This window comes from Kitasatospora sp. NPDC086791 (assembly GCF_040685975.1).
In the GTDB taxonomy this organism is placed as follows: domain Bacteria; phylum Actinomycetota; class Actinomycetes; order Streptomycetales; family Streptomycetaceae; genus Kitasatospora.
In genome coordinates, this window is the sequence record NZ_JBFBOC010000005.1 from 187,875 (window position 1) to 207,727 (window position 19,853).

General features: G+C 74.1%; 19 protein-coding genes. 7 read left to right on the forward strand and 12 right to left on the reverse strand.

The features are described from left to right. Window positions 1-8: 8 nt before the first annotated feature. Window positions 9-1,301 (reverse strand): MFS transporter, encoded by a 1,293-nt coding sequence (locus AB0Q99_RS11145; protein ID WP_363570322.1) that lies wholly within the window; start codon window positions 1,299-1,301, stop codon window positions 9-11. Window positions 1,302-1,393: 92 nt separating this feature from the next. Here AB0Q99_RS11145 and AB0Q99_RS11150 point away from each other — a divergent pair, with 92 nt between their 5' ends. The 3 genes from AB0Q99_RS11150 (at window position 1,394) to AB0Q99_RS11160 (ending at window position 4,241) form a co-directional block, all read left to right on the forward strand. Further along, the gene (locus AB0Q99_RS11150; RefSeq protein ID WP_363570324.1) at window positions 1,394-2,362 is read left to right on the forward strand and encodes a LysR family transcriptional regulator; all 969 of its coding nucleotides are present in this window, start codon (window positions 1,394-1,396) and stop codon (window positions 2,360-2,362) included. A 130-nt stretch (window positions 2,363-2,492) separates the two neighbouring features. Then, window positions 2,493-3,650, forward strand: coding sequence for an adenosine deaminase (locus AB0Q99_RS11155; RefSeq protein WP_363570326.1), 1,158 nt, complete (start codon window positions 2,493-2,495; stop codon window positions 3,648-3,650). A gap of 225 nt (window positions 3,651-3,875) precedes the next feature. Further along, window positions 3,876-4,241 (forward strand): ATP-binding protein, encoded by a 366-nt coding sequence (locus AB0Q99_RS11160; RefSeq protein WP_363570328.1) that lies wholly within the window; start codon window positions 3,876-3,878, stop codon window positions 4,239-4,241. Between the two features lie 85 nt (window positions 4,242-4,326). On the opposite strand, the gene AB0Q99_RS11165 is transcribed toward AB0Q99_RS11160, so the two are convergent. Then, window positions 4,327-4,512: a PspC domain-containing protein gene (locus AB0Q99_RS11165; protein ID WP_363570330.1), complete on the reverse strand. Its 186-nt coding sequence runs from the start codon at window positions 4,510-4,512 to the stop codon at window positions 4,327-4,329. Between the two features lie 411 nt (window positions 4,513-4,923). On the opposite strand from AB0Q99_RS11165, the gene AB0Q99_RS11170 reads away from it, so the two are divergent. Continuing rightward, window positions 4,924-6,270, forward strand: a complete 1,347-nt coding sequence (locus AB0Q99_RS11170) for an LPXTG cell wall anchor domain-containing protein (RefSeq protein WP_363570332.1) — start codon at window positions 4,924-4,926, stop codon at window positions 6,268-6,270. 101 nt (window positions 6,271-6,371) lie between these two features. Continuing rightward, complete coding sequence (locus AB0Q99_RS11175; protein ID WP_363570334.1) at window positions 6,372-7,046, forward strand: PhzF family phenazine biosynthesis protein; 675 nt, start codon at window positions 6,372-6,374, stop codon at window positions 7,044-7,046. On the opposite strand, the gene AB0Q99_RS11180 is transcribed toward AB0Q99_RS11175, so the two are convergent. The 4 genes from AB0Q99_RS11180 to AB0Q99_RS11195 form a co-directional block, all read right to left on the reverse strand. After that, complete coding sequence (locus AB0Q99_RS11180; protein ID WP_363570336.1) at window positions 7,016-7,624, reverse strand: VanZ family protein; 609 nt, start codon at window positions 7,622-7,624, stop codon at window positions 7,016-7,018. The genes AB0Q99_RS11175 and AB0Q99_RS11180 overlap by 31 nt on opposite strands. 101 nt (window positions 7,625-7,725) lie before the next feature. After that, on the reverse strand, window positions 7,726-8,046 hold the full coding sequence (locus tag AB0Q99_RS11185; protein WP_363570338.1) for a hypothetical protein: 321 nt from the start codon (window positions 8,044-8,046) through the stop codon (window positions 7,726-7,728). Further along, window positions 8,043-9,590 carry a HAMP domain-containing sensor histidine kinase gene (locus AB0Q99_RS11190; RefSeq protein ID WP_363570340.1) on the reverse strand — a complete coding sequence of 516 codons (1,548 nt, stop codon included), beginning with the start codon at window positions 9,588-9,590 and terminating at the stop codon, window positions 8,043-8,045. Before AB0Q99_RS11190 ends, AB0Q99_RS11185 begins: the two co-directional genes overlap by 4 nt. A gap of 50 nt (window positions 9,591-9,640) precedes the next feature. Continuing rightward, window positions 9,641-10,318 (reverse strand): response regulator transcription factor, encoded by a 678-nt coding sequence (locus AB0Q99_RS11195; RefSeq protein ID WP_063349065.1) that lies wholly within the window; start codon window positions 10,316-10,318, stop codon window positions 9,641-9,643. Between the two features lie 591 nt (window positions 10,319-10,909). Between AB0Q99_RS11195 and AB0Q99_RS11200 the strand changes: the two genes are divergently transcribed. Further along, window positions 10,910-11,572, forward strand: coding sequence for a SigE family RNA polymerase sigma factor (locus tag AB0Q99_RS11200; RefSeq protein WP_363570455.1), 663 nt, complete (start codon window positions 10,910-10,912; stop codon window positions 11,570-11,572). Window positions 11,573-11,779: 207 nt separating this feature from the next. On the opposite strand, the gene AB0Q99_RS11205 is transcribed toward AB0Q99_RS11200, so the two are convergent. From AB0Q99_RS11205 to deoC, 4 genes are all read right to left on the reverse strand, one after another. After that, window positions 11,780-12,418, reverse strand: coding sequence for an ATP-binding protein (locus AB0Q99_RS11205; protein ID WP_363570342.1), 639 nt, complete (start codon window positions 12,416-12,418; stop codon window positions 11,780-11,782). 244 nt (window positions 12,419-12,662) lie between these two features. Beyond that, entirely contained in the window at window positions 12,663-13,586 is a 924-nt protein-coding gene (locus AB0Q99_RS11210; RefSeq protein WP_363570344.1) for an aldehyde dehydrogenase family protein, read from the reverse strand. Beyond that, window positions 13,579-15,060, reverse strand: coding sequence for an aldehyde dehydrogenase family protein (locus AB0Q99_RS11215; protein WP_363570346.1), 1,482 nt, complete (start codon window positions 15,058-15,060; stop codon window positions 13,579-13,581). The genes AB0Q99_RS11210 and AB0Q99_RS11215 overlap by 8 nt, the downstream gene beginning before the upstream one ends. 5 nt (window positions 15,061-15,065) lie before the next feature. Then, window positions 15,066-16,082, reverse strand: coding sequence for a deoxyribose-phosphate aldolase (gene deoC, locus AB0Q99_RS11220; RefSeq protein WP_363570348.1), 1,017 nt, complete (start codon window positions 16,080-16,082; stop codon window positions 15,066-15,068). A 106-nt stretch (window positions 16,083-16,188) separates the two neighbouring features. Between deoC and AB0Q99_RS11225 the strand changes: the two genes are divergently transcribed. Then, entirely contained in the window at window positions 16,189-16,869 is a 681-nt protein-coding gene (locus AB0Q99_RS11225) for a PH domain-containing protein (protein WP_363570350.1), read from the forward strand. 82 nt (window positions 16,870-16,951) lie between these two features. On the opposite strand, the gene AB0Q99_RS11230 is transcribed toward AB0Q99_RS11225, so the two are convergent. Then, entirely contained in the window at window positions 16,952-18,670 is a 1,719-nt protein-coding gene (locus AB0Q99_RS11230) for a phospho-sugar mutase (protein ID WP_363570352.1), read from the reverse strand. A 295-nt stretch (window positions 18,671-18,965) separates the two neighbouring features. Beyond that, window positions 18,966-19,787, reverse strand: a complete 822-nt coding sequence (locus AB0Q99_RS11235; RefSeq protein ID WP_363570354.1) for a purine-nucleoside phosphorylase — start codon at window positions 19,785-19,787, stop codon at window positions 18,966-18,968. Between the last annotated feature and the right edge of the window lie 66 nt (window positions 19,788-19,853).

Genomic DNA, 19,853 nt, shown 5'->3' on the forward strand with positions numbered 1-19,853 from the left:
TCGTGCGCTCAGGCCCGGACGGCGGGTGCCGAGCGCCTCGTCGCGTGGGCCTGGTGGGTGGCGTAGAGGGTGACGGCGGCGGCGAGGGTCATGGCGGTGAGGCCGACGGTGGCGGCGCCGGGCCAGCCGGTGGCGTGGAAGGCATCGGCGCCGAGGGTGCCGCCGAGGCTGTTGCCGAGGTAGTAGGCGATCAGGTAGAGGGCGGAGGCCTGGGCGCGGCCCTCGGTGGCGGTGCGGCCGACCGCGGAGGAGGCGGTGGCGTGGCCGGCGAAGAAGCCGGCGGTGATCAGGACCAGGCCGAGCAGGGCGCACGGCAGGGACTCGGCGAGGGAGAGCAGCAGGCCGGCCGCGGTCACGCCGATGGAGACGTAGAGGGCGCCGCGGCGGCCGAGGCGGGAGGAGAGGCGTCCGGCCGCGGCGGAGGTGCCGGTGCCGACCAGGTAGACCACGAAGATCGAGGCGGCGACCGACTCCGGCAGGTGGAACGGCGCGCCGATCAGCCGGTAGCCGACGGTGTTGTAGACCGCTCCGAACACGGCCATGAACAGCAGCCCGAGCGCGTACAGCCGCGCCAGCAGCGGGTTGCGCAGGTGCCCTCCGACCGTCCGGGCGAGCGCGCGGACGTCCACCGGGGTCGGGGTGAAGTGCCGGGCGGCGGGGATCAGCAGCCGGAAGACCAGGGTGGCGAGCAGGGCGAGCGCGGCGGAGGCGGCGAGGCCCCAGCGCCAGCCGAGGGCGGCGGCGGTCCAGCCGGAGAGCAGTCGGCCGCCCATGCCGCCGATGCTGTTGCCGGCCACGTACAGGCCCATCGCGGAGGCCAGCGCGCCGGGGTGGACCTCCTCGACGAGGTAGGCCATCGCGGTGGCCGGGAGCCCGGCGAGGGCGACGCCCTGGAGGGCTCGCAGCGCGACGAGGGTGGTGAGGTCCGGCGCGAGGGGCAGGGCGAGGGCGAGGGCGGAGGCGGCGAGGGTGGAGGCCGTCATCACCGCGGTGCGGCCGTACCGGTCGGAGATCGCGCTGGCCGGGAGCAGGCCGAGGGCGAGTCCGAGGGTGGCGGCGGAGGCGGTCCAGCTGGCCTGGCCGGGGGTGAGGTCGAGGTCGGCCGAGAGGACCGGCAACAGGCCCTGGGTGGAGTAGAGCAGGACGAAGGTGGCGACCCCGGCGGCGAACAGGGCGAGGTTGGCGCGGCGGAAGGCGCGCCGGCCGGGGCGGAGGCGGTGGTCCGCGGCGGGGGCGGCGGTGGGGACGGCGGTGGGGGCATCCGGGGAGGTGACGGACGCCCCGGTATCGGCGGGCTGCATGACGTCGACCGTAGGCCCGGTGTCGTTGATGCGTCCAATGCATGAAGTAGGGATGATCGATGCACTGACGTATGAGTCGAGGTGGTGGCGGGATGGCGGGTGCGGAACCGGTGGACGGCGGAGAGCAGCGGTACCGGGCGGCCGAGTTGGGGCCGGACGAGCCGGCCGTCCTGCTGGCGCCCAGGCTGGCGCAGTTCGCGGCGGTGGCCCGGCTGGAGCACGTGACGCAGGCGGCCGCGCTGCTGGGGGTGCCGCAGCCGACGCTGTCGCGCGCGGTGGCCCGACTGGAGGAGGAACTGGGGGTGGACCTGCTGGCCCGTCAGGGCCGTACGGTCCGGCTGACCAGGGCGGGCCGGCTGCTGCTGGCGTCGGTGGAGCGGGCGCTGGCCGAGGTCGAGCGCGGCGCGCAGGCGGCCCGGGCGGAGGCGGACCCGGAGGCCGGGCTGGTGGCCTTCGGCTTCCTGCACACGATGGGGCCGGACGCGGTGCCGGCGCTGCTGCGCGGCTTCCGTGCGGCGCGTCCGCGGGTGCGGTTCCAGCTGGTGCAGGACTACGGCGCGGCGATGCTGGAGCGGCTGCGGGCCGGTGAGCTGGACCTCTGCCTGGTGGCGCCGCTGCCGGACGACCCGGCGTTCGCCGCCCGCCCGCTGGACGAGCAGCGCCTGCACCTGGTCGTCCCGGCGGACCACCGGCTGGCCGGGCGGCGGCGGATCCGGCTGGCCGAGGTGGCCGAGGAACCGTTCGTCGGACTGGAGCAGGGGTACGGGCTGCGGGTGATCACGGACGGCTTCTGCGCGGAGGCGGGGTTCGTCCCCCGGCTGGCGTTCGAGGGGGAGGAGGCGGAGACGCTGCGCGGGCTGGTGGCGGCCGGGCTGGGGGTGGCGCTGCTGCCGCTGGCGCTGGTGCCGCGGCCGGGGGTGGTGGAGCTGGAGGTGACGGCGCCGCGCACCCGGCGGGCGGTCGGGCTGGCCTGGGCGGCGGGGCGGCCGCTGACGCCGCCGGCGGAGGCGTTCCGGGACTTCGTGCTGTCGCGGCGCGGGCGGCTGCTGCAGCACGACTGAGCCACGGCCGGGCCTTGGCTGTCGATTTGGCGGATCCTATGGACCGGTCGGTGGAATTCCGGGCGGAGTTTGGACCATCCGGTGGTGTGCCCGGTGGTGGGTCTACGCGCGTAGGGGCTATATTTCCGTAATGGAGAAGCAGATTCCCGTCACCACCGCGGGCACCGGCCCGCGCATCCCCACCCCCGAGCAGATCCGCCGCGCGCCGAAGGTGCTCCTGCACGACCACCTGGACGGCGGGCTGCGCCCGGAGACCGTGGTCGAGCTGGCCGCCGCCGTCGGCTACCAGGGCCTCCCCACCACCGACCCCAAGGAGCTCGGCGAGTGGTTCCGCGAGGCCGCCGACTCCGGCTCGCTGGTCCGCTACCTGGAGACCTTCGCGCACACCTGTGCCGTGATGCAGACCCGTGAGGCGCTGATCAAGGTCGCCGCCGACTGCGCCGAGGACCTCGCCGCCGACGGCGTCGTGTACGCCGAGGTCCGGTACGCCCCCGAGCAGCACCTGGAGGCCGGCCTGACCCTGGACGAGGTCGTCGAGGCCGTCCAGGAGGGCTTCCGCCTCGGCGAGGCCAACGCCCGCGAGGCCGGTCACCGGATCCGCATCGGCACGCTGATCACCGCGATGCGGCACGCCGCCCGCTCGCAGGAGATCGCGGAGCTGGCCAACCGCCACCGCGACCAGGGCGTCGTCGGCTTCGACATCGCGGGCGCCGAGGCCGGCTACCCCCCCACCCGCCACCAGGCCGCCTTCGACTACCTCAAGGGCGAGAACAACCACTTCACCATCCACGCGGGCGAGGCCTTCGGCCTGCCGTCGATCTGGGAGGCCCTGCAGTGCTGCGGCGCCGACCGGCTCGGCCACGGCGTGCGGATCGTCGACGACATCACGGTGGGCGAGGACGGCTCGGTCGCGCTCGGCCGGCTGGCCGCGTACGTGCGCGACAAGCGCATCCCGCTGGAGATGTGCCCCACCTCCAACATCCAGACCGGCGCGGCCGCTTCGTACGCCGAGCACCCGATCGGGCTGCTCAGCCGGCTGAAGTTCCGGGTCACCGTCAACACCGACAACCGGCTGATGAGCGGCACCAGCATGAGCCAGGAGTTCGGGCACGTGGTGGAGGCCTTCGGCTACACGCTGGGGGACCTGGAATGGTTCACGGTGAACGCGATGAAGTCCGCGTTCCTGCCGTTCGACGAGCGACTGGCGATGATCAACGACGTGATCAAGCCGGGCTACGCCGAGCTGAAGGCGGAGTGGCTGTTCAGCGCGGGCACCGGCGGCAAGTGAGCCGAGCCGGGGCCTCCGGTCCCGGTCGACGGATGAACGCCGCTTTCCGGCAGGAAAGTTGGCGTTCATCCGACTACTCACTCCGCTGAGTGAACGCCCTTTGGTCCTCGCCGGACCGGCTCACTACGGTGTGCCAGTCATTGCCGACCAGGCACGGTGGCGGTCCTCCGTCCGCCGGATCCGTACGCGTCGTCGGCCACCGACGAGGACCCAAGGGGACGAACCATGAAGCAGGCTCTCAAGGCCGCCGGCACCGCGGCGCTCGGCATCGCCATCGCGGCGGTCGGCGCCGGTACCGCCTCCGCCGCCCCGGCGCCCGGCGGCCTCGGGCTGCCCACCGGCGCGGTGACGAACCCCGCGGTGACCGGTGCGGTCACCGACACCGCCGCCAAGCTGCCCGGTGCCGACAAGGTCACCGGCACGCTGGGCACCCTCGCCCCGAGCGTCGGCCACGCCGCCCCGGCCGCCGAGGCCCCGCTCGCCGGCGTCACCCAGCAGCGCGCCGCCGTCCCGAGCGTCCCGGGGCTCGACAAGACCCCGATCGGCGGGCTGACCGGCGCTCTGCCCGGCCTGCCGGGCCTGGGCGGCTGACCCGAGCCGCCCGCACGACGACGGGCCGCCCGCCCCCGGTGATCCCGGGAGCGGGCGGCCCGTCGTCGTGCCGTGCCGACCGGTGTCACGGCTCCTGGGGCAGGAGCAGCCAGAGGGCCAGGTAGACCAGGAACTGCGGGCCGGGCAGCAGGCACGAGAGCAGGAAGATCAGCCGGACGGTCCACGGGGTCAGCCCGAAGCGGGCGGCGATCCCGGCGCAGACGCCGGCGATGACGCGGTTGTGACGAGGACGGGCGAGGCGGGCGCTCATGGTGGTCTCCTGATCTGCTCCGCACGGTGGCGGCCCGGTCCGGCCGGTCCGGCGGGGTGCTTCCATACTCCGCCGTCGCCGCCCCGTTCTCCTCGGTCCACCAGGTGATTCCGCACCCCGAAGGGTCACCGGGGAGGCGTAGCCGGATGTCGGGGTCGGCCTCGGGGTGACCCTGAGGGCCGCCGTCCGTCCGGCCCGGTCCGGGGCCCGCCGGCTCCGGCCGCAGGACCGCCGCGGGCGGGCCGGCTCCGGCCGCGGGCGGGCGCGAACGGCTCGGTATGATGCCGCAGTCGCTGTTGGTCGGGGGGCGAAACATCGGCGCGCGCCATCGCTAGGAAATGGCCTCTCTCGCAAGCGATTTCACGTTCTGTTGGGTTCTGTCCGAATTCTCTCGTGAGGTTGGAATTGCGCATGAGGCAGAGCAGATTCCTGGCCGCGACCGCCGCCGTCACACTGGCTTCCGGTGTGGCCGTCGTGGAGGCCCCGGCCGTCTTCGCCGCCTCGGGGGCCGTCACGGCCGGCCAGGGCACCCAGGTCCAGTCCTCGCCGGTCACGGTCGCCCTCGGCGGCGTGCCCGGCACCGTCACGGCGGGCGGTGCGCCGGTGGAGTTCACCGCGACGCTCAGGAACACCGCCGACCACCAGCTGGACGTGCCGTCGTCCGTATTCGTCATCGGGGACACCGGTACCGGCATCAAGCAGAGCCAGTTCAAGCTGGAGTACCAGTCGCCCGGCGGCACGCAGTGGCAGGACGCCAAGGTGACCGCCGCGAGCACCGGCGGCCTCTGGCAGCTCGACCGTCCCAACGTCCTGCACCTGGTGGCCGGCACCGAGGCCGTCTACCGGCTGCGGCTCACCGTCGCCGCCGACGCTCCGGCCGGTCGGGTGGCGCCGGGCTTCGACGCCGTGGTCTCCGACCCCGCCCTGCCGCCGGAGCAGCGCGTCTCCCAGGCCATGAGCGGCTACTCGGACCTGGTCGTCACCTCGTCGGCCACGCCGACCGCCCCGGCGCCGACGCCCGCCGCCACGGCCGAGGTCAGGCTCGACGGGATGCCCACCACCTTCACGGCGGGCGGCGAGGCCAAGCCGTTCAAGCTGGTCCTCACCGGCAACCGCGCCAAGGACCTCCGCGTCCTGCCCGCGATCGTCTTCCAGGGGGCGACCGAACTCCCCTCGGAGAACGTGAAGTTCGAGTTCCGGACGGCCGACGGGGGATGGCTGGAGGGGACACCCGGCAGCAACTCGGAGCACCCGGGCTGGCTCTACTTCGGGCTGCGGACCGGCGACAAGAACGCCGACGTCCTCGCCCTGCCGAAGGGCGGGAGCCGCACGATCGAGGTCCGGCTGTCCTTCACCCGGGACACCCCGGCCACGGCCCAGACCCTGGCGGCCCTCGTGGGCAGCATGCCCGGTGAGGGCGAGAGCGGGTCCGAGGCCTCCAGCCCGAAGGCCGACTTCACGATCACGGCCGCGGCGGGCTCGACCCCCACGCCGCCCCCCACCTTCTCGGCCGCCCCGGTGCCGACGGCCTCCCTGCCGTCCACCGGCCCGGTCGTCCCGGTCGCGGAGGTCACCAGCGCGGCGCCGAGCCCGGCGGCGGTCGGCCCGCAGGCCGTCACCGCGGCGGCCCCGGCCCCGGAACCCCGGCTGGCCTCCACCGGCGGCACCACCGCCCAGCCGATGGCGATCACCGGCGCGGTCGCGATCGCCCTCGGCGTGGGCACCTTGGTCGTGGCACGCCGCCGCAGGCGCATCTGACCACCCCGGACGTACCGGAAGGCCCGCCCGCCCCCCGCTCTACCGTGGGGACGGAACGTCCTTCCGAGGACCGTACGGCGGCGCGACCGGTGAGGCGGGACATGATCGATCACGAGGTGGTGCGGGTCTTCTGCGGGCCCGACGGGCGGTACGGGAACGAACTCGGCGTCGTGCGCGACGGCGCCGCCGTGCCGGAGCGGGCGGACCGCCAGCAGGTCGCGCGCGAACTCGGCTTCAGCGAGACGGTGTTCGTCGACGATCCGGAGCGCGGGGAGATCGACATCTACACCCCGACGCTGCGCCTGCCCTTCGCCGGCCACCCGTGCGTGGGCGCCGCCTGGCTGCTCGGGGCGGACCGGCTGGTCACGGCCGCCGGTGTGGTGGGTGTGCGGCGCGCGGGCGGGCTGACCCTGATCGAGGCCCGGCCGGAGTGGGCCCCGCCGCGGACGCTGCGGCGGTACGGCTCGGCGGCCGAGGTGGAGGCGCTGGAGGTGCCGCCGCCGGGGGAGTGGGTCTACGCCTGGGCCTGGCAGGACGAGGCGGCGGGCACCGTCCGGGCCCGGGCCTTCCCCGGGCGGGGCGACGGGATCGACGAGGACGAGGCGACCGGCGCGGCCGCCCTGCTGCTGACCGCGCGGCTCGGCCGGGCGCTGACCGTCACCCAGGGCAGCGGCTCGCAACTGCTGACCGGGCCGCGCCCCGGCGGACTGATCGAGGTCGGCGGCCGGGTGGTGCCGGGGCCGGGTCAGTGGGCGGGCGGCGTCGGTTCCGCGTAGGCGCGCGGGCGGGCGGTGGGGGCGGCGGTGGCGACCCGGACGACGGCGGTCACCGACGGGACGGCCGGCACGGACACCCGGGGCTCCCGCGGCCGCTGCTCCCGCAGCAGGTGCCGGAGTCCGGGGACCAGCGCGAGGTGGGCGGCGACCACGCCGATCACGGCGAACAGGATGTGGTCCACGTTGAGGACGTGCCCCGGCGTCCAGGAGGAGAGGAACTCCAGCCCGGTCGCCAGCAGCGCGGAGACGCCGGTGGTGCGCAGGAAGGACGGCAGCCAGGGGGCCCGGATCCGGCCGCCGGCCAGCGGCAGCAGGACGCCGAGCGGGGCCAGCAGCAGGAGTTCGCCGACCACCTGCCAGACGGTGGAGGAGCGGAGCGAGGCCAGCGGCGTCAGGTTGGCGTCGTACACCCAGGCCACCGGCAACGGTCTCAGCACCAGCCAGAGCACCAGCGCCAGGTGGCAGGCCAGGCCCGCCAGTCCGGTCAGCCGGAGGGAACGGTGGACGCCCGCCGCCGGGCTGCTCTCGGTCCCCGCGCCGGAACGCTCGTTGCGTGTCCTGGTGCCATCTCGCTGCACGGGGGGAAGGACGTGAGCCGGTGGCACGGCGGTTCCACGTCGGGCGTGAACATTCCAGGACGCACCCCCGGCGCTCCCCCTCTTCGCGCGGAGCGGTCGTCCTACTTGCACGGAGCGGTCGTCGGCACCGCACTGAACACGTTGTCCGGCGGCGGGCTGCCCGGCGCCACCGGGGTGGGCGAGGGGCTCGGGCTCGCGGCGCCCTTGGCGGCGCCGCGGGCCTGGGTCACGGCCGGCGCGGGGCCGGGCGGGGTGGCCAGCGCGGTCGGTACGTGCGGGGTGGTCGGGCAGGCCGTCCGGCTGGCCGGGGCCCCGGCGTCGACCGGCACGGCGGTCGGCCGGATGCCGCAGCCGGAGGCCAGCGCGAGCAGGAGCAGCACGCCGGCGGCGCGGCGCGGGGTGGTACGGGCGGGGGCGGTCACGTGGCGTCCTTGTCCTCGGCGGCGTCGCGGGCGGGGCCGCCCTCGGCCCCTCCCCCGGACGGCGGAGACGGCGGGGCCAGCGGCAGCGTCAGGGTGAACACCGCGCCGACCTCCCCGTTGGCCGCCGTGATCGTCCCCCCGTGTATCCGGGCGTTGGCCATCGCGATCGACAGCCCCAGACCGCTGCCCTCCGAGCGGGCCCGCCCCCGGTCCGCCTTGTAGAACCGGTCGAAGACGTGCGGCAGCACGTCCTCGGGGATGCCCGGGCCGCTGTCGGAGACCTCGACCACGACCGAGTCGTCGGTCTGCCGGACCCTCACCCGCACCGGCGAGCCGCCGTGCTTGAGCGCGTTGCCGATCAGGTTGGCGAAGACGACGTCGAGCCGGCGCGGGTCGACCACGGCCAGGATGCCCCGCGGGGCGTCCAGTTCGACCGCGTCGTACCAGGCCCGCCCGTCGATGCAGGACATGATCAGGTCGGCGATGTCCACCTCGTCGGCGACCAGCTTCGCGGTGCCGGCGTCGAAGCGGGTCACCTCCATCAGGTTCTCCACCAGGTCGGACAGCCGCCGGGTCTCGCTGACCACGAGCCGGACGGCCGGCTCGATCATCGGGTCCAGCGACTCGGCCTCGTCCTCCAGGATGTCGGTGACGGCGGTCATCGCGGTCAGCGGGGTGCGCAGCTCGTGCGACATGTCGGCGACGAACCGCCGGCTCTGCGCCTCGCGCGCGCTCAGCTCCTCGACCTGCTCGTGCAGCGACTCCGCGGCCCGGTTGAACGTCCGCGCGAGGTCGGCGAGTTCGTCCGAACCCTCGACTTCGAGCCGGGTGTCCAGGTGCCCCTCGCCGAGCCGCCGGGCAGCGTCGCCGAGCCGCTTGACCGGCCGCAGCACGGTGGCCGAGGCGGCCTGGGCGAGCAGGGCCGAGCCGATCAGCGCGAGCAGGGTGGCGATGGCCAGCGACCAGCCCAGCGTGTTGAGGTCGGCCCGCTCGTTCTCCAGCGACTTGAACATGTACGCCGTCGGGCCGTTCGGCACCACCTTGGTGCCGCCGATCACGAACGGCCGGCCCTCCAGGTTCTGCCGCTGCCAGTACAGGTGGTACGGGTACGGGTTGCTCTCGGTGACTTCGCGCGGCTTGGCGACCGTGGACTGCAGCGCGGTCGGCACGTCGGCCAGCGTGTAGTGGGCCGGGTCGGAGGAGGCCGAGGGGCACTCCGGGTGCGCCGGGTCGACCACCACCACGTCGTAACTCAGGCCGGAGCTGGCGACGGTGGACGCCAGCGCGGCCAGCTCCGGGCAGCCGGCGTTCAGCGGCAGTTCGGAGACGTTGCGGCTGAGCGAGACCCGGAAGTCGTTCAGCGCGGTGTCCTGGGCGCGCTTGAGCACCGCGTCGCGGTTCAGCCAGTACGCGATGCCGGAGGCCGAGACGGCGGCGAGCAGCGCGACCGCCGCGAACACCGCGATCAGCCGCACCCGCAGGGAGCGCAGCCGGCGCCACCGGCCCGCCGGGAAGCGTCGGGCAGTCGTCTGATGGTCAGTCACAGGAGCCTGTCGTGATGCGGGAGTTCAGGAGTCGGACGGGGTGGGGCGGGTCAGGCCGGCGGGTCCAGCCGGTAGCCCACCCCGCGCACGGTGCGGATCAGCGTCGGCGCGGACGGCACGTCCTCGACCTTGGCCCGCAGCCGCTGCACGCAGGCGTCCACCAGGCGGGAGTCGCCCAGGTAGTCGTGCTCCCAGACCAGCCGCAGCAACTGCTGGCGGGAGAGCGCCTGTCCGGGGCGGCGGCTGAGCTCCAGCAGCAGCCGCAGCTCGGTCGGGGTGAGCTGGAGGTCCTGTCCGTCCTTGGTGACGGTCATCGCCGCGCGGTCGATCACCACGGTGCCGTACGCGGAGGAGTCCGAGCTCTCCCGCTCGCCGCGCCGCAGCACGGCCCGGATCCGGGCGTCCAGCACGCGCGGCTGCACCGGCTTCACCACGTAGTCGTCCGCGCCGGACTCCAGGCCCACCACCACGTCGATGTCGTCCGAGCGGGCGGTCAGCAGGATGATCGGCAGCTGGTCGGTGCGCCGGATCCGGCGGCACACCTCGAAGCCGTCGATGCCGGGCAGCATCACGTCCAGCACGATCAGGTCGGGCCGCTGCTCCTTGAAGAGCCTCAGACCGTCCTCGCCGGAGGCGGCGGTGGCCACGCGGTGGCCCTGGCGGGTGAGGGCGAGTTCGAGGCCGGTCCGGATGGCGTCGTCGTCCTCGATCAGTAGGAGGAAAGGCACGGCCCCATTTTGGCCCACCCGCAGCCCCGAATCACCCCCCGGATCGCTCACCGGCCGTACGGGAACCGGAACGACCGCCACCGGCGTCCGGTACGGAGGGAGGCCGAGTGGGACGAAAGACCCCCGCCTGTGACACCCCTGTGACAGTCGGCGGACAGCGCCATCACAACCGGCGGGCAGGATTTTCCGTGTCGCCGCAGGACAGCGGGCCGCAACGGCCGGCTGGAGGGCGGCTACCGGAACCGCTCGTACCGACCCAGGGGGCGCACGATGAACGCCACGCTTCAGACCCGGACCAACCCGGCTGTCCGCACCGCGCGTTCGTCGGCCACCACCCACCGGACCCGGTACGAGGTCAGGACCGACGAGAACTCCGGTGCCGTGACCGTACGGGGGTGCGCGCACAGCACCGGTGGTAACCCTGTCGCCCGCCGGGTGAGCGGCGGCGGCAGGACGGGGGAGCTGTACGGGGTCGGCCGGCTGGGGAGTTCGGTCGACTCCGCCACCACCCTCACGCTGCGGGGGATCCTCCCCGTCCGCGTCGAGGGCAAGGACACCCCGGCGGGGAGCCGGGGAACTGGGGGCAACGGTCTGCGGACGGTCGGTTCGGGGGAGCCGTCCGGTCGCGAGGCCGCCGGTGCGACGCTGCTGCGGCTGAACCCCGCCGCGGCCCGCACCGCCGAGGCCGGACAGGGAGGCGCGCAGGGGGAGCACTCGGCCGCCGCGGAGGACCACATCACGGAGTTCACCGCGTACGTGCGCGAGCGCCGCGCCTCCCTGTACGCCACGGCCTACCACCTCACCGGTGACCGCTACGAGGCCGAGGACCTGCTGCAGAGCGCGCTCTTCAGCACCTACCGGGCCTGGGGCCGGATCACCGACAAGGCCGCGGTCGGGGGCTACCTCCGCCGCACCATGACCAACCTGCACATCTCCGCCTGGCGGCGCCGCAAGGTCAACGAGTACCCGACCGAGGAGCTGCCGGAGACGGCCGGCGACACCGACGCGATGGGCGGCACCGAGCTGCGCACCGTGCTCTGGCAGGCGCTGGCGAAGCTGCCGGAGAACCAGCGGACCATGCTGGTGCTGCGCTACTACGAGGGCAAGACGGACCCGGAGATCGCCGACGTGCTGGGGATCAGCGTCGGCACGGTCAAGAGCAGCATCTGGCGCGCCCTGCGCCGGCTGCGCGACGACGAGCACCTGAACAAGTCGGGCGACACCGTCCGGGCGTTCGGCGAGCTGGTCGCGTAACGAGGGACTCCCGTCGGGGGACGGGAAGCGGACGGTCACGGTCCGGGGGCAGCGGCTCGGGGGAGCATGCCCGCGGGGGAGCCGAGGATCGTTCGGGAAGGCGACGGGCCCGGTGCGGGGGAGACGCACCGGGCCCGTCGTTCTGTCGTCCCGTCCACCTGTCGTCCTGTCGTCCTGCCGTCCCGCGGTCCCGGAGCCCGGGCCGGCTCAGGCCGCGGAGAGCTCCGCCGGGCGGGCCGCGGTGCGGATCCGCCGCTCGGCCTCCGGCCCGGCGCACGCGTACGAGCCGAGCGCGACCTGCCGGCCGACGATGGAACGCTCGGCCCGCATCAGCCGCAAGCCCCGGCGCACCAGCACCGGCAGCGACTTGCGGCCCTCCCGGACGTCCCGGCGCAGCCGGCGCCAGGCCGTGGTGAGCGCGCCGTTGCGCAGGCACAGGGCGTCGCCGAGCAGGCCCTCCTCGGCGCACTCCGCGCTGATCTCGGCGGCGAAGATGCCCTCCGCGATGAACGCGCCGGCGCCGCCCAGCTCCAGGGTGCGGGTGCCGACCCGGCCGTTGTCCGGGATCGAGTACACCGGGACGTCGGTCCGACCGAGGTCGTGCAGGGCGCGGATGGCGGCGACGGCCTGGTCGCGGTGCCAGGCCAGCGGGGAGTCCCAGTCGACGGCGCCGTCCGGCAGCCGCGGCAGCGTGGGGTCGTCCCCGTCCTTGTAGAAGTCGTCGAGCTGGAGCACCGGCAGGCCGCTGCGCTCGGCGAGCGAGGACTTCCCCGACCCGGAGGGCCCGGAGAGCAGGATCACCCGGGCGTGCGCGCCGGATGCGGGGTTCATGGGGGAGTCACTCACGGGACACCAGTCTGACGCATCCCGGCCCGTTGCCGAAACCGGTCGGCACACACCTTCTGCCGCGATCGCGGCCGCGGTCGGCGGCGGGGGTGACGAAAGGCGACGGGGCGGCGGCGGAAAGCCGACGGACCCGCGCCAGGGGGGGAGAGGCGCGGGTCCGTCCAATGACCGTCCGGGCCCTGGGGGGGGAGAGGGCACTGGGGACGGCCAGCTTGTGGAGTTGTCGCCCCGGAGGGCGGGTGGGTCAGATACCCATCGGGTGCCAGACCGTCTTCGTCTCCAGGAACGAGAGTAGCCGGTCCGTACCGGGCGCATGCGTCCAGTCCTGGGCGAACGGGTCCAGCTCCGGACGGACCACCCGCTTCAGGGTATCCGCGGCGGCGGCTTCCAGCGCCTGCGCCGCGCCGGGACCGTCGGCGGCGATCGCGCCGGTGAGGTCCACCGCGTTGACGTCCTGGTGCGAGGCCAGGGTGGGGGCGATGTCCGCGGTCCGGCCCGAGATGATGTTGACCACGCCGCCCGGGAGGTCCGAGGTGGCGAGCACCTCACCCAGCGTCAGCGCGGGCAGCGGGGCGTCCGCGGCGGCCGCGACCACGACCGTGTTGCCGGTGGCGATCGCCGGGGCGATCACCGAGACCAGGCCGAGCAGCGAGTGCCCGTACCCGGCCTGCGGGGCGACGATCCCGACCACGCCGGTCGGCTCCGGGGTCGACAGGTTGAAGTACGGCCCGGCGACCGGGTTGGCGCCGCCCGCGATCTGGGCGACCTTGTCGGTCCAGCCCGCGTACCAGACCCAGCGGTCGATCGCGGCGTCCACCAGCGCGGCGGCCTTCTTCGGGCCGATGCCCTCGGAGAGGGCCACCTCGGCGGCGAACTGCTCGCGCCGGCCCTGCAGCATCTCGGCCACCCGGTACAGCACCTGGCCGCGGTTGTACGCGGTGGTGCCGGCCCAGCCCTTGACGGCCGCGCGGGCGGCCACGACGGCGTCGCGGGTGTCCTTGCGGGTGCCCAGCGGGGCGTTGGCGAGCCACTCGCCCTTGGAGTCCGTCACCTCGTACACCCGCCCGCTCTCCGAGCGCGGGAACTTCCCGCCGACGTACAGCTTGTAGGTCTTGCTCACCTGGATCCGCACCGTGGCGTCAGGACGCGCGAAGGTCGAGTCAGACATCGAGGTAGGCCTCCAGACCGTGGCGGCCACCCTCGCGGCCGTAGCCCGACTCCTTGTAGCCGCCGAACGGCGAGGTCGGGTCGAACTTGTTGAAGGTGTTGGCCCAGACCACGCCGGCCTTGAGCCTGTTCGCGGTCCAGAGGATGCGCGAGCCCTTCTCCGTCCAGATGCCGGCGGAGAGGCCGAACGGGGTGTTGTTGGCCTTCGCGACCGCCTCGTCGGGGGTGCGGAAGGTCAGCACCGACAGCACCGGGCCGAAGATCTCCTCCTGGGCGATCCGGTGGGCCTGGCTGACGCCGGTGAAGAGGGTCGGCTTGAACCAGAAGCCGGTGCCCGGGAGTTCGCACTCGGGGGACCAGCGGTCGGCGCCCTCGGCCTCGCCCGCGTCGGTCAGCTCGGTGATCCGGGCCAGCTGCGCGGCCGAGTTGATCGCGCCGATGTCGGTGTTCTTGTCCAGCGGGTCGCCGACCCGCAGGGTGGACATCCGGCGCTTCAGGGCGTCCAGCAGCTCGTCCTGGATCGACTCCTGGACCAGCAGGCGCGAGCCCGCGCAGCAGACGTGGCCCTGGTTGAAGAAGATGCCGTTGACGATGCCCTCGACCGCCTGGTCGATCGGCGCGTCGTCGAAGACGATGTTGGCGGCCTTGCCGCCCAGCTCCAGCGACAGCTTCTTGCGGCTGCCGGCCAGCTGCCTGGCGATCGCCCGGCCGACCGGGGTGGAACCGGTGAAGGCGACCTTGTTGACGTCCGGGTGCGCGGTCAGCGCGGCGCCGGTGCGGCCGTCGCCGGTGACGATGTTGACGACGCCGTTCGGCAGACCGGCCTGGCGGCAGATCTCGGCGAAGCGCAGCGCGGTCAGCGGCGTGGTCTCGGCCGGCTTCAGGACGACCGTGTTGCCGGTCGCCAGCGCGGGCGCGATCTTCCAGGCCAGCATCATCAGCGGGAAGTTCCACGGGATGACCTGGCCGGCCACGCCCAGCGGGCGCGGGTTGGCGCCGAAGCCCGCGTAGTCCAGCTTGTCCGCCCAGCCCGCGTAGTAGAAGAACCACGCGGCGACGGTCGGGATGTCGAAGTCGCGGGTCTCGCGGATCGGCTTGCCGTTGTCGATCGACTCCAGCACGGCCAGCTCGCGGGCGCGCTCCTGGATGATCCGGGCGATCCGGAACAGGTACTTGGCGCGCTCGCTGCCCGGCAGCGCCGACCAGTCGGCGAAGGCCCGGCGGGCGGCGGCGACGGCGCGGTCCACGTCCTCGTCGGTGCCCTGGGCGAACTCGGCGAGCACCTGCTCGGTGGCCGGGTTGACCGTCTTCAGGGCCTCGCTGCCGGAGGAGTCGACGAACTCGCCGCCGATGAAGTGGCCGTAGGAGGTGGCGATGTCGCCCGCGGCGGCGGGGGACTCGGGGGCCGGGGCGTAGGCGAAGAGGCCTCCGGCGGGCTTGGCCGCGGGCTCCTCGATGGTCTTCTTCTTGGCCATGGTGATCAGTCCACCGTCACGTAGTCGGGGCCGGAGTAGCGGCCGGTGGCCAGCTTCTGGCGCTGCATCAGCAGGTCGTTGAGCAGGCTGGAGGCACCGAAGCGGAACCAGTGCGGGGTCAGCCAGTCGTCGCCGAGGGTCTCGTTGACCATCACCAGGTACTTCATGGCGTCCTTGGTGGTCTTGATGCCCCCGGCGGGCTTCACGCCGACCTGGACGCCGGTGGCCGCGCGGAAGTCGCGGACCGCCTCCAGCATCAGCAGGGTGACCGGCGGGGTCGCGTTGACGGCGACCTTGCCGGTGGAGGTCTTGATGAAGTCGGCGCCGGCCAGCATCGCCAGCCAGGAGACCCGGCGGACGTTGTCGTAGGTCTGCAGCTCGCCGGTCTCGAAGATCACCTTGAGGTGGGCGGAGCTGCCGTCGGGGCGCTTGCACGCCTCCTTGACGGCGACGATCTCGCGGTAGACGTCGAAGTAGCGGCCGGAGAGGAAGGCGCCGCGGTCGATCACCATGTCGATCTCGTCGGCACCCGCGGCCACCGCGTCGGCGGTGTCGGCGAGCTTGACCGGGAGGGCGGCGCGGCCGGCCGGGAAGGCGGTGGCCACCGAGGCGACCTGGATGTCGGTGCCCCGCAGGGCGTCCTTCGCGGTGGCGACCATGTCCGGGTAGACGCAGATGGCGGCGACGCGGGGGGTGGTCGGGTCGGTCGGGTCGGGGGTCCTGCCCTTGGCGCACAGCGCGCGCACCTTGCCGACCGTGTCCGCGCCCTCCAGCGTGGTCAGGTCGATCATGGAGATCGCCAGGTCGATGGCGTACGCCTTCGCCGTGGTCTTGATCGAGCGGGTGCCGAGAGCGGCGGCACGCGCCTCCAGGCCGACCTGGTCGACGCCGGGCAGGCCGTGCAGGAACCGGCGGAGCGAGGCCTCGGACGCCGCAACGTCCTGAAGGCCGCTGCCCGCAACGCCTGGGGGTACCTCCCGGCCGTCAGGCTGGGGGAGGGCATTGGCTGCAACAGTGGACATAGTCACCAGACCAGCATATCTACGCGCGTAGTGGGCCGCTAGGGTGCCTGCCATTCGTGGCCGGACCGAGACCTCGGGGCGAAGGGCATGGGGCAGAATCGACGGCATGACCGATTCCGACGGCAAGCCCCACCGGGGCCCGGCCGCCCCCGCCGGGGAACCCGAGTACGCGGACCGCGTGTACCGCTCCGTCCCCGGCGTGATCTCCGGCGTGTTCCTGCTCGCCGTCGCCGCCTGGCTGATCGGCGACGCGGCGGTGACCGGCACCGGCAAGACCCCGTACGTGGCGCTCGCCGCGCTGCCGGTGTTCGCCTTCCCGGTGATCGCCTACACGCTGCGCCCGGTGGTGCGGGCCTCCGGCGGCGGGCTGGTGGTGCGCAATCCGTGGCGGACCATCACCGCGCCGTGGGCCTCGGTGGACGCGCTGCGCGCGGGGTACTCGGTCGAACTGCTCGCGGGCGGCAGGACGTACCAGGTCTGGGCGGTGCCGGTGTCGCTGCGGCAGCGCAAGCGGGCCACCCGCGCCCAGAGCCGCAGCAACGCCGAACACGCCTCCCGCACCGGGCTGGGGCTGGGCCTCGCGGCCCGGACCAACCCGGTCGTCCAGGGCTCCTCGGACCCCACCCGCGCCTGGTCCGACCAGGTGACCGGCGTGCTGCAGGAGATGGCCGAGCGCAACGCCGCCCGCCCCGAGGCGGCCGGGCCGGTCGTGGTCCGCTGGTGCTGGTGGGCGATCGTCCCCAGCCTGCTCGGTCTGATCGCCCTGATCACCGTCATCGCGGTCTGACGGCGGCACCCGCCCCCCCCACGACGCCCGCACGCCGACGGGCCCGCCGGAAGCGTCCGGCGGGCCCGTCCGTGCGTGCCGGTCAGATGCCGGCGGCCGCGGCGAGGTCCCGCTTGACGGCGTCCAGCAGGGCGGCGGCGCGGTCGCGGGTGGCGGCGAGGTCGGCCGCGGTGGCGACCGGGAGGACGACCTCCAGGTAGCACTTGAGCTTGGGCTCGGTGCCGGAGGGGCGGACCACGATCCGGGCCGAGCGGACGCCCTCGCCGGCCAGGTAGTAGCGCAGGCCGTCGGTGGGCGGCAGCTCGGCGGAGCCGGCCGCGAGGTCGTCGGCGCGGGTCACGCTCAGGCCGGCCAGCACGGTCGGGGGCTGCTCGCGCAGCCGGCGCATGGCGTCGGCGATCAGTGCGAGGTCCTGCACCCGGACGGAGAGCTGGTCGGTGGCGTGCAGACCGTGCTCCAGCGCCAGGTCGTCCAGCAGGTCGGACAGGGTGCGGCCGGACTTCTTGAGGGTGGCGGCGAGCTCGGCGACCAGCAGGGCGGCGGTGATGCCGTCCTTGTCGCGGACGCCCTCCGGGTCGACGCAGTAGCCGAGCGCCTCCTCGTAGCCGTAGCGCAGGCCCTCGGCGCGGGAGATCCACTTGAAGCCGGTCAGCGTCTCGGCGTAGCCCAGGCCCGCCGCCTCGGCGATCCGGCCGAGCAGGGTGGCGGAGACGATGGTGGTGGCGAAGGTGCCCTCGGCCTTCTTGGCGACCAGCGCCGAGCCGAGCAGCGCGCCGACCTCGTCGCCGCGCAGCATCCGCCAGTGGGCGGTGCCGTTGCCGCTGCCGGCCGCGTTGCCGCTGGTGGGGACGGCCACCGCGCAGCGGTCGGCGTCCGGGTCGTTGGCGATCACGATGTCGGGGCCGACCGAGGCGGCGGTGGCGAAGGCGAGGTCCATCGCCCCCGGCTCCTCCGGGTTGGGGAAGGCCACGGTCGGGAAGTCCGGGTCGGGCTCGGCCTGCTCGGCGACGACGGTGGGCGCGGGGAAGCCGGCCCGGCGGAAGGCGGCGACCAGGGTGTCGCGGCCGACGCCGTGCATCGGGGTGTAGACGACGTCGAGCTCGCGCGGGCTGTGCGGGTCCACGATGGACACGGCGCGGGCCAGGTAGGCGTCGATGACGTCCTCGCCGAGCACCTCCCAGCCGTCCTCGGCCCGCGGGACCTCGTTCAGCGAGCCGATCGCGTCGATCCCGGCGGCGATGCCGGCGTCGGCCGGCGGGACGATCTGCGAGCCGTCGCCCAGGTAGACCTTGTAGCCGTTGTCCTGCGGCGGGTTGTGGCTGGCGGTGACGGTGACGCCGGCGGCCGCGCCCAGGTGGCGGACGGCGAAGGCGAGCACCGGGGTCGGCAGCGGGCGCGGCAGCAGCGCGGCGCGCAGGCCGGCGCCGACCACCACGGCGGCGGTGTCGCGGGCGAAGTCGTACGACTTGTGGCGGGCGTCGTAGCCGATCACGACCAGGTCGCCGAGACCCTGCTCCTTGACGTACGCGACCAGGCCGGCGGCGGCCCGGATCACCACCGAGCGGTTCATCCGCATCGGGCCGGCGCCGATCTCGCCGCGCAGGCCGGCGGTGCCGAACTGGAGGCGGTCGGCGAAGCGCTCGGCGAGCTCGGACCAGGCGAGCTTGCTGTCCGACTCGGCCTCGGGGCCCTCGGCCAGGGCCAGCAGGGCGCTGAGCTCCTCGCGGGTCTGCGGGTCGGGGTCCTCGGCCAGCCAGGCCCGGGCCCGGGCGAGGAGGTCGGTGGTGGGTGCCTGCGTCATCCCAACTCCTTGCGTGGATGCCCCCGGACACGGGCCGGGGCGTCTGAACGGGTGAAACTCTCTGGGTCGCCCCGGCGACGGTGCGGACTCGCCGGGGCCTGCCGCCGGGTCGGTGGAGCTGGTGCGCCGCGGGTGCCCGCCCGCCCGGGCGGGCACCCGCGGCGTCGGGCGCGGTCGGGTCAAGGCTGCCAGCTCCGCCGTTCGGCGACGGGCGGCACGCGGACGGGGCCCGCGGGCGGGTGTGATCCGTGGATCACCGTCGTCCGCGGGCCCCGTCGCTCGTGCCCGGTGGGCGTCAGATCCGCTCCAGGACCTTCGCCAGCAGCTCGCCCATGCGCTCGGCGGAGGCCTTGCCGGCCTCCAGCACCTCTTCGTGGTTGAGCGGCTCGCCGGTCATGCCGGCGGCCAGGTTGGTGACCAGGGAGATGCCGAGCACCTCGGAACCGGCCTCGCGGGCGGCGATGGCCTCCAGGGTGGTGGACATGCCGACCAGCTCGCCGCCGATCACCCGGGCCATGTTGACCTCGGCCGGGGTCTCGTAGTGCGGGCCGCGGAACTGCACGTAGACGGCCTCGTCCAGGGACGGGTCGACCTCGCGGCAGAGCGCGCGCAGGCGCTTGGAGTACAGGTCGGTGAGGTCGACGAAGTTGGCGCCGACGATCGGCGAGTCCGCCGTCAGGTTGATGTGGTCGCTGATCAGGACCGGCTGGCCGGGGGTCCAGCCCTGGCGCAGGCCGCCGCAGCCGTTGGTCAGCACGATGATGCCGCAGCCGGCCGCGGCGGCGGTGCGCACGCCGTGGACGACGGTGGCCACGCCGTGGCCCTCGTAGTAGTGGTTGCGGCCGAGGAAGATGAGGGCGCGCTTGTCGCCGATCTTCACCGAGCGGATCTTGCCGGCGTGACCGGCGACGGCGGGGGCGGGGAAACCGGGCAGGTCGGTGACCGGGAACTCGGCCACGGTCTCGCCCAGGGCGTCGGCGGCCGGCACCCAGCCGGAGCCCATCACCAGGGCGACGTCGTGCCGCTCGGCACCGGTCAGCTCGCGCAGGCGCTCGGCGGCGGCCTGGGCGGCGGCGTAGGGGTCGGTGGAGACGACCGACTGAGGAGAAGCGTTCACGGGTCCGAGGATAGACGGGAATCGGCTACGCGCGTAGAAAATCCGGCGCGGCATGCCGGATCGTTA

Bases quoted from the DNA above. Each gene is read 5' to 3' on its own strand.
- AB0Q99_RS11145 (WP_363570322.1), bottom strand. From the start codon at position 1,301: ATGCAGCCCGCCGATACCGGGGCGTCCGTCACCTCCCCGGATGCCCCC.
- AB0Q99_RS11150 (WP_363570324.1), top strand. From the start codon at position 1,394: ATGGCGGGTGCGGAACCGGTGGACGGCGGAGAGCAGCGGTACCGGGCG.
- AB0Q99_RS11155 (WP_363570326.1), top strand. From the start codon at position 2,493: ATGGAGAAGCAGATTCCCGTCACCACCGCGGGCACCGGCCCGCGCATC.
- AB0Q99_RS11160 (WP_363570328.1), top strand. From the start codon at position 3,876: ATGAAGCAGGCTCTCAAGGCCGCCGGCACCGCGGCGCTCGGCATCGCC.
- AB0Q99_RS11165 (WP_363570330.1), bottom strand. From the start codon at position 4,512: ATGAGCGCCCGCCTCGCCCGTCCTCGTCACAACCGCGTCATCGCCGGC.
- AB0Q99_RS11170 (WP_363570332.1), top strand. From the start codon at position 4,924: ATGAGGCAGAGCAGATTCCTGGCCGCGACCGCCGCCGTCACACTGGCT.
- AB0Q99_RS11175 (WP_363570334.1), top strand. From the start codon at position 6,372: ATGATCGATCACGAGGTGGTGCGGGTCTTCTGCGGGCCCGACGGGCGG.
- AB0Q99_RS11210 (WP_363570344.1), bottom strand. From the start codon at position 13,586: ATGTCTGACTCGACCTTCGCGCGTCCTGACGCCACGGTGCGGATCCAG.
- AB0Q99_RS11215 (WP_363570346.1), bottom strand. From the start codon at position 15,060: ATGGCCAAGAAGAAGACCATCGAGGAGCCCGCGGCCAAGCCCGCCGGA.
- deoC (WP_363570348.1), bottom strand. From the start codon at position 16,082: ATGTCCACTGTTGCAGCCAATGCCCTCCCCCAGCCTGACGGCCGGGAG.
- AB0Q99_RS11225 (WP_363570350.1), top strand. From the start codon at position 16,189: ATGACCGATTCCGACGGCAAGCCCCACCGGGGCCCGGCCGCCCCCGCC.
- AB0Q99_RS11230 (WP_363570352.1), bottom strand. From the start codon at position 18,670: ATGACGCAGGCACCCACCACCGACCTCCTCGCCCGGGCCCGGGCCTGG.